Consider the following 355-nt stretch of genomic DNA (forward strand, 5'->3'; position numbering starts at 1 on the left):
TGATTAAGGCAGAGGCTGCGTATAAGAAAGCAGACGACATCTGGAATCTGCGCAAGGATGATTATTTTGTTAACGATGAAGCGCGGGCGCGTTACTGGGATGATCGTGAAAAGGCCCGTCTTGCGCTTGAAGCCGCCCGAAAGAAGGCTGAGCAGCAGACTCAACAGGACAAAAATGCGCAGCAGCAGAGCGATACCGAAGCGTCACGGCTGAAATATACCGAAGAGGCGCAGAAGGCTTACGAACGGCTGCAGACGCCGCTGGAGAAATATACCGCCCGTCAGGAAGAACTGAACAAGGCACTGAAAGACGGGAAAATCCTGCAGGCGGATTACAACACGCTGATGGCGGCGGC

The 355-nt window shown here is 53.8% G+C and carries 1 protein-coding gene; it reads left to right on the forward strand.

What is annotated here, in order from left to right; all coding sequences use genetic code 11:
• On the forward strand, window positions 1-355 hold a 355-nt coding region (locus DLK05_RS17350; RefSeq protein ID WP_148114147.1), incomplete at both ends, for a phage tail tape measure protein.

Origin of the sequence: Ancylomarina longa (assembly GCF_003996985.1) — a bacterium.
GTDB lineage: Bacteria > Bacteroidota > Bacteroidia > Bacteroidales > Marinifilaceae > Ancylomarina_A > Ancylomarina_A longa.